The following is a 7,093-nucleotide window of genomic DNA, read 5'->3' as shown; positions in this document are numbered from 1 at the left end:
CAGGGGGTGTGCGGAGAGCCGGCCATGGATGGCCGGCGCCCGGCCGCTGGGAGCAGGACGCGGAGACGGCCGGCGCAGCACACCCCCTGTGTGCGGGACGGGCAGCGCGGACTAAAACGGAGAAATGTGCGGGACGGGCAGCGCGGACTAAAACGGAGAAATGTGCGGGACGGGCAGCGCGGACTAAAACGGAGAAATGTGCGGGACGGGCAGCGCGGGCTAAAACGGAGAAATGTGCGGGACGGGCAGCGCGGACCAGAACGGAGAAATGCACGGGACGGGCAGCGCGGACCAGAACGGAGAAATGCGCGGCACGTGCAGCGCGGACTACAACGCAGAAATTCCCGGCACCCGCAGCGCAGACCAGGATGAAGCAGCTCCCGGCCCCAACTGTCATGTCATCACCCGGAGCCTCGAGAAGAACCAGCCACTCCGCCGGGCCGGCCGAACGTCTCTCCCTCAATCGGGAGAAGAACCTTTTTTGTCCGCGGACCGGGCGCCGCGGCGGGAGAACCCGGGGAGGGCGAGTCCTGGCGGGCACTGGATTAGAATGGCGTTTTCCGCCTCCGGTCCCTGCATGAGCCTGCGCGTCCTCACCGGCATCAAGCCCACCGGCGTTCCGCACCTGGGCAACTACGTCGGTGCGATCCGCCCCGCGGTGCTCGCTAGCGCGGCACCCGATGTCGAAAGCTTTTTCTTCCTTGCCGACTACCACGCCCTGATCAGCACCCATGATCCGGTGCGGGTGCAGCGTTCGACGCTGGAGATCGCGGCCAGCTGGCTTGCCTGCGGACTGGATCCCGAGCGCGTGGCGTTCTACCGCCAGTCGGACGTCCCCGAGACCACCGAGCTGACCTGGCTGCTCACCTGCGTGGCGGGCAAGGGCCTGCTCAACCGCGCCCATGCCTACAAGGCCGCGGTCGATCGCAACCGCGCCGAAGGCAGCGACGACGATGCCGGCGTGACCGCGGGGCTCTACATGTACCCGGTGCTGATGGCCGCGGACATCCTGCTGTTCAACGCGCACAGGGTGCCGGTGGGCCGCGACCAGGTGCAGCACATCGAAATGGCGCGCGACTTCGCGCAGCGCTTCAACCATCTCTACGGCGCGCACTTCACCCTGCCCGAGGCGGCAGTGGAGGAGCAGGTCGCGACCCTGCCGGGCCTGGACGGCCGCAAGATGTCGAAGAGCTATGACAACGTCATCCCGCTGTTCGCGCCGCGCGAGCAGCTGCGCAAGCTGGTGCTTTCGATCGTGACCGACTCGCGTGCGCCGGGCGAGCCGAAGGACACCGCGGGTTCGGCGGTGTTCCAGCTCTACCAGGCCTTTGCGGGGGGCGGCGACACCGAGGCGATGCGCCATGCGTTCGCAGACGGCATTTCCTGGGGGGACGCCAAGGAGCGGCTGGTCGAGCGCATCGATACCGAACTTGCGCCGATGCGCGAGCGCTACGACGCCCTGGTGGCCGACCCGGCCGGCATCGAACGCGTGCTGCGCCTGGGCGGCGAGCGCCTGCGCGACGAGCGCGCGCGGCCGCTGCTGGCGCGGCTGCGCGATGCGGTCGGGCTGCGCGACCTGGGCGCGCGCGGCGGCGCAATCGCGGCGTCGTCCGCTGCGGGTGAAGGCGCGGCCAGGCCGGCGCCGCCGGTGTTCAAGCAGTACCGCGAAGCCGATGGCCGCTTCCACTTCAAGCTTGTCGACGGCGAGCGCCTGCTGCTGCAGGGCGCCGGCTTCGAGTCGCCGCGCGACTGTGGCCGCGTGGTGGCGTCCTTGAAGTCGGGAACCGCGCCCCCCCGCATCGACGAGGCCGGCCAGGTCCTGCTCGACGGCGCGGCCGTTGGCGCGCTGGGCGCGGGCGTGGACGAGGCCGCGCTGGTGCAGGCGCTTGGGCGCTTCGGAGATGACGAAGGATGAATCCGCTGCTCGAAGTGAACCTCACCCTGATCCTGTTCCTGCCCTGGTTCCTGATCCTGGCGACCCTGTTCTGGATCTATCCGCGCCAGCCGCGGGGCGTCGTGCGGCGGCTGTACGACGTGGTCGCGCTGCTGGCGGCGCTGGCGGTGTTCGTGGCCAGCCTGTACTGGTCGCACCAGGTCGCAGACCCGGCCCACGGCCGCATGTGGCGGCAGATCCTCGCCACCGCGCTGGGCTACGGCGTGTTCCTGGCGGCCATGCTGTTCGCGGTGGTGCTGCGGATGCTGCTGTTCCGCCGGCGCTGAGCGCGTTGGACCAAAGTCGTATCGGCGCGGCCGGCGCGTTCCCCCAGGCTCCGGGGTCACGGTCACAGCGAGGGCATTGCGTGGGATTGGGCGACGGCATCACCATCATCGATACCGGCTTCGGCGAACGGCCCGACTTCTGCGCCGCCTACCTGGTGGCGGAAGCCGGGCGTGCGGCGCTGATCGACTGCGGCACCCTGCACAGCGTGCCGCGCATGCTCGCCGCGCTGGACGCCGCCGGGGTGGCGCGCGATGCCGTCGACTACCTCATCGCCACCCACGTCCACCTCGACCATGCCGGTGGCGCCGGCGCGCTGCTGCGCGAGCTGCCCGCCGCGCGCCTGGTGGTGCATCCACGCGGTGCGCCGCACCTGCTCGATCCGGCCAGGCTGATCGCCAGTGCGCGGCAGGTCTACGGTGATGCGCTGTTCGATCGTGCCTACGGCGGGCTGGTGCCGGCGCCGGCGGAGCGCGTGCTGGAGGCGGCCGACGGCCAGGTTCTGGACCTGGCGGGCCGCCCGCTGCTGCTGGCGCACACGCCGGGGCATGCACTGCACCACCTGTCGGTGTGGGACGCGCGCACGCGCGCCTGGTTCACCGGCGATGTCTTCGGCATTTCCTATCGGGAGTTCGACGTCGGCGGCCGCCCGTTCGCGATCCCGACCACGTCACCGGTGCAGTTCGACCCGGTGCAGATGAAGGACTCCGTGCGGCGCCTGTTGGCGGCGGAGCCGGAGGTCTGCTACGTCACCCACTTCGGCGCCGTGCGCGACGTGCGGCGCGTGGGCCTGCGCCTGGTCGAACAGGTCGACGCGATGGTCGCGCTGGCGCAGTTCCTGGCCGATGCGCCGGACGCGCACGCCGCGCTGAAGCAGGCCTTGACGACGCTCTACGTGGACCGCGCGCGCATCCACGGCGTTGGCGATCCCGAACAGAGTGTGCCCGCGCTGCTGGACATGGACATCGAGCTCAACGCGCAGGGCCTGGCCGCGTGGCTGGAGCGTGAGCGCAGGCAGGCGGCGCGCGGCGGCTGAAGCCGCGAGCCGCGCCCACGGTCGTGGCGCGCGGCGATGCCACGGCGCGGCAGGTGGCGTCAGTTCGCCAGCGCCATGTCGTCGAGCAGCGCCTTGAGGAAGCGCGCGGCCTCGCCGCCGGTCGCGGCGCGGTGGTCGAAGGTCAGCGAGATCGGCATCCGGCGGTGCACCTCGATGCCGCCGATCACGGCCACCACGTCCTGGCTCAGCTTGCCGGCGCCGACGATGGCCACGCACGGCGGCACCACCACGGGAGTGGCGTAGCGGCCGGCGAACATGCCGAAGTTCGACAGGCTGATGGTGTAGCCGGAGAGTTCGCTGGCCGGGATGCTGCGGTCCTCGACCTGGGCCCGGAGGCGCTGGATGCCGGCGCGCACGCCGGCGGCGTCGAGCACGTCGGCATTGCGAAGCGCCGGCACGAACAGGCCGTCGTCGGTGTCCACGGCGATGCCGATGTCGACCTGCGGATGCATGGTGCGGGTCAGGCTGTCACCGTCGAACCAGGCGTTGAGCGCGGGCACGGCCTTGGCCGCGGTGCAGATCGCGCGGATCAGGCGCGCGGTGATGTCCTGCTTGCCGGCCCAGGCGTGCAGGTCGGCGTCGTCGACCAGGGTGGTCGGCACGACCTGGGCGTGTGCGGCGGCCATGACGCGCGCCATGTTGCGGCGCACGCCCTTGAGCTGCTCGGGCTGGCCGCTGGCGGTGACGCCCGGCGGCTGGGTGCGCATCGGCTTGCCGCTCGCGGACAGCGCGGTGCGGTCGCCGGCGGCACGGCCGGCGGCTGGGCCTGCCCCTGCCCCTGCTCCTGCCCCTGCTCCTGTGGGAGCGGCCGCGATCGGCGCTGCGGCATTCGCGGCTGTAGCCGCTCCCACAGGAGCGCGACCGCCGGCGCCCATCGGCGCACTGCCGTCGGCCGCGGCGCGCTTCACGTCGGCCATGGTCACGGTGCCGTCGCTACCGGTGCCACTGACGCGGCTGATATCGACCTTGAGCTTGCGCGCCTGTGCGCGCACGGCGGGCATGGCGCGCACGCCGCCCACGGCCACGGCCTGTTCGCTGCGCACGGCGTCCGACGACTGCATGGCGCCGACCACGGTACCGCTGTCGCTGCGCTCGCCGCCGGCCTCGCCCTTCGGCGCGGCTTCGCCGCCCTCGCTGATCGCCCCGCCGTCATCGGATGCGACGACCTTGTCGTCCGGCGCCGGGTCCTGGCTGCCGACGCCGTGTCCGCCACCGCCGTGGTGGTGGCCGGTGTCCTGGCCCTCCGCACGCTGCGGCAGGCTGGGATCGATCTCGAATTCGGCCAGCATCGCGCCGGTGACCACCACGTCGCCGGCGGCGCCGGCGAGCTTCAGCACCTTGCCCGAGACCGGCGAAGGCACGTCGACCACGGCCTTGGCGGTTTCCATCGACACCAGGTTCTCGTCCAGGCGGATGATGTCGCCCTCCTTGATGAACCACTCGACGATGGTGGCGTCGGGCAGTCCTTCGCCGAGGTCGGGGAGGTAAAAGGTCTTCTTGTCGGCCATGGTGTCCTCGGGAATCCGGTGCTCCAGCGGGGGAGCGGTTGCGTTCGGTTCGCCGGCCCGGTGCAACGGGCACGGCGATGTCGTCGTGTCGCCTGCTGCGTCGCGCAGCGGTGCGGCAGCGCGGGCGGATTGCCCGCTGCCGCGCGTGCTCAGCCGGCGGCCATCGCCCGCTTCACCGCGGAGACGATCTTTTCGACGCTGGGCAGGTACTTCATTTCAAGACGGAACAGCGGGATGTGCGTGTCGTAGCCGGTGACGCGCTCGACCGGCGCCAGCAGGTCGTACATGCACTCCTCGGCCAGGCGCGCGGCGATCTCGCCGCCGAAGCCGGCGGTCTTCGGCGCTTCGTGCACGATCACGCAGCGGCCGGTCTTGGCCACCGACTCGGCGATGGTGTCGAAGTCCAGCGGCGTGAGCGTGGCGACGTCGATGACCTCGGCGCTGACGCCGTCCTTCGCCAGTGCCTCGGCGGCTTCCAGCGTCTCCTTCACCTGCGCGCCCCAGGTCACCAGGGTCACGTCGGTGCCGTCGCGCAGCACGAAGCACACGTCCAGCGGCAGCGCCTCGCCGTCGTCGGGCACGAGTTCCTTGTACTGGCGATAGATGCGCTTGGGCTCCATGAAGATGACCGGATCCGGCTCGCGGATCGCGGCCAGCAGCAGGCCGTAGGCGCGCGCCGGCGACGAGGGCAGGACCACGCGCAGGCCCGGGACGTTGGTGAACAGCGCCTCGTTGGCCTCGGAGTGGTGCTCCGGCGCGCGGATGCCGCCGCCCCAGGGCACGCGCAGCACCATCGGGCAGGTCAGCCGCCCGCGGGTGCGGTAGCGGAAGCGCGCGGCGTGGCAGATCACATGATCCAGCATCGGATAGACGAAGCCGTCGAACTGGGCCTCGGCCACCGGCTTCATGCCCTGCGCGGCCATGCCGACGGTCAGGCCGGCGATGGTGGTCTCGTCCAGCGGGGTGTCGATCACGCGCAGGTCGCCGAACTCGGCGTGCAGGCCGGCGGTGGCGCGGAACACGCCGCCGTTGACGCCCACGTCCTCGCCCAGCACCACGACCGAGGGGTCGTTGCGCATCTCGTAGGCCAGGGCCTGGGTCACCGCTTCGATCAGGGTGATGGCGGCGGGCGCCGCGTCCTTCGCCACGGCGCTCACGAGCGCTTCTCCAGGGCGATGGCGGCTGCGCGCTGCTGCAGCAGGTCGGCGGGCGGATCGGCATACAGATAGTCGAACATCGCTTCCACGGGCTGCACCTTGCACTCCAGGTAGGCGTTGATTTCCACGTCGACCATCTGGCCGCACTCCTCGATCCAGGCCTTTTCCTGCGCCTCGTCCCAGACGCCCTGGGCGGTGAGCCAGGTGCGCAGGCGGGTCATCGGATCGCGGGTCCAGCCGTCCTTCACTTCGGCCTCGTCGCGGTAGCGGCGGGCGTCGTCGGCGGTGGTGTGGTCGTGCAGGCGGTAGGTCATGAATTCGATGACGCTGCCGCCGCCGCCCGAGCGCGCGCGCTCCATGGCGCGGCGCATGCCCTCGAGCACGGCGAACAGGTCGTTGCCGTCCACCTGCAGGCAGTGCAGGCCGCCGGCCAGGCCCTTCTGGGCCAGGGTCTTGGCGCCGGTCTGCGACTTGCGCGGCACCGAGATCGCCCAGCCGTTGTTGATGATGCACTGGATGAAGGGCAGCTCGAACGCGCCGGCGGAGTTGATCGCCGCGTAGGTGTCGGTCTTGGACGAGCCGCCGTCGCCGCAGCAGGTCACGGCCACGCGGTCTTCGCCGCGGAGCTTGAACGACAGCGCCGCGCCGGCCGCGTGCAGGCACTGAGTCGCGATCGGCACGCACCACGGGAAGTCGTGCTTCGGGCCGGAGAAGTCGTTGCCGCGCTCGTCGCCGCCCCAGTACATCAGGACGTCGCGCGGCTTCACGCCGCGCATGAACTGCGCGCCGTATTCACGGTAGCTGGGGGCGAACACGTCCTCGGGGCGCATCGCGGCGCCGATGCCGATGTGCGTGGCCTCGTGGCCCAGGCTGGCGGCGTAGGTGCCGAGCTTGCCGGTGCGCTGCAGTGCGATGGCCTTGGTGTCGAAGGTGCGCACCATCAGCATCTGCTTGAAAAGCGGCAGGATTTCCGCCGCCGGAAGGGCCTCCGGGGGCAGGTCGGCCACCAGGGTGCCGTCAGGGCCAAGGTACTGGAGGTATTCGATTTCAAAGGTCGCGGCAACGCTCATGCGGGCACGTGCTCGGTCATCCACGGGAGCCGGACATGATACCCGGAGGGCGTTTCGGGTTCGTTGCGCGCTGCGGCAACGCC

The 7,093-nt window shown here is 71.0% G+C and carries 5 protein-coding genes and 1 pseudogene; 3 read left to right on the top strand and 3 right to left on the bottom strand.

Translation table 11 applies throughout. The features are described 5' to 3' along the window. Positions 1–577 precede the first annotated feature (577 nt). The 3 genes and pseudogenes from WCD84_RS05230 to WCD84_RS05220 all read left to right on the top strand — a co-directional run. Positions 578–1,777 (top strand): annotated as a pseudogene (locus tag WCD84_RS05230) (tryptophan--tRNA ligase); the annotation flags it as partial. A gap of 134 nt (positions 1,778–1,911) precedes the next feature. Beyond that, on the top strand, positions 1,912–2,220 hold the full coding sequence (locus tag WCD84_RS05225) for a hypothetical protein (protein WP_343254787.1): 309 nt from the start codon (positions 1,912–1,914) through the stop codon (positions 2,218–2,220). Between the two features lie 80 nt (positions 2,221–2,300). Continuing rightward, positions 2,301–3,254: an MBL fold metallo-hydrolase gene (locus WCD84_RS05220; protein ID WP_343280653.1), complete on the top strand. Its 954-nt coding sequence runs from the start codon at positions 2,301–2,303 to the stop codon at positions 3,252–3,254. 59 nt (positions 3,255–3,313) lie between these two features. Here WCD84_RS05220 and WCD84_RS05215 read toward each other — a convergent pair whose 3' ends face one another. From WCD84_RS05215 to pdhA, 3 genes are all read right to left on the bottom strand, one after another. Further along, positions 3,314–4,783, bottom strand: coding sequence for a dihydrolipoamide acetyltransferase family protein (locus tag WCD84_RS05215; RefSeq protein ID WP_343280652.1), 1,470 nt, complete (start codon positions 4,781–4,783; stop codon positions 3,314–3,316). A 149-nt stretch (positions 4,784–4,932) separates the two neighbouring features. Further along, complete coding sequence (locus tag WCD84_RS05210; RefSeq protein WP_343280651.1) at positions 4,933–5,940, bottom strand: alpha-ketoacid dehydrogenase subunit beta; 1,008 nt, start codon at positions 5,938–5,940, stop codon at positions 4,933–4,935. Continuing rightward, the gene (pdhA, locus tag WCD84_RS05205; protein ID WP_343254783.1) at positions 5,937–7,010 is read right to left on the bottom strand and encodes a pyruvate dehydrogenase (acetyl-transferring) E1 component subunit alpha; all 1,074 of its coding nucleotides are present in this window, start codon (positions 7,008–7,010) and stop codon (positions 5,937–5,939) included. The genes WCD84_RS05210 and pdhA overlap by 4 nt, the downstream gene beginning before the upstream one ends. Positions 7,011–7,093 lie beyond the last annotated feature (83 nt).

Source organism: Luteimonas changyuni (assembly GCF_039548395.1).
GTDB lineage: Bacteria > Pseudomonadota > Gammaproteobacteria > Xanthomonadales > Xanthomonadaceae > Luteimonas.
Note: the sequence above shows the minus strand (reverse complement) of the source record. Positions and strands in the feature narration are given on the sequence as shown.

What these genes read in the sequence shown, in the direction of transcription:
- WCD84_RS05225 (WP_343254787.1), top strand. Translation starts at nt 1,912, where the DNA reads ATGAATCCGCTGCTCGAAGTGAACCTCACCCTGATCCTGTTCCTGCCC.
- WCD84_RS05215 (WP_343280652.1), bottom strand. Translation starts at nt 4,783, where the DNA reads ATGGCCGACAAGAAGACCTTTTACCTCCCCGACCTCGGCGAAGGACTG.
- pdhA (WP_343254783.1), bottom strand. Translation starts at nt 7,010, where the DNA reads ATGAGCGTTGCCGCGACCTTTGAAATCGAATACCTCCAGTACCTTGGC.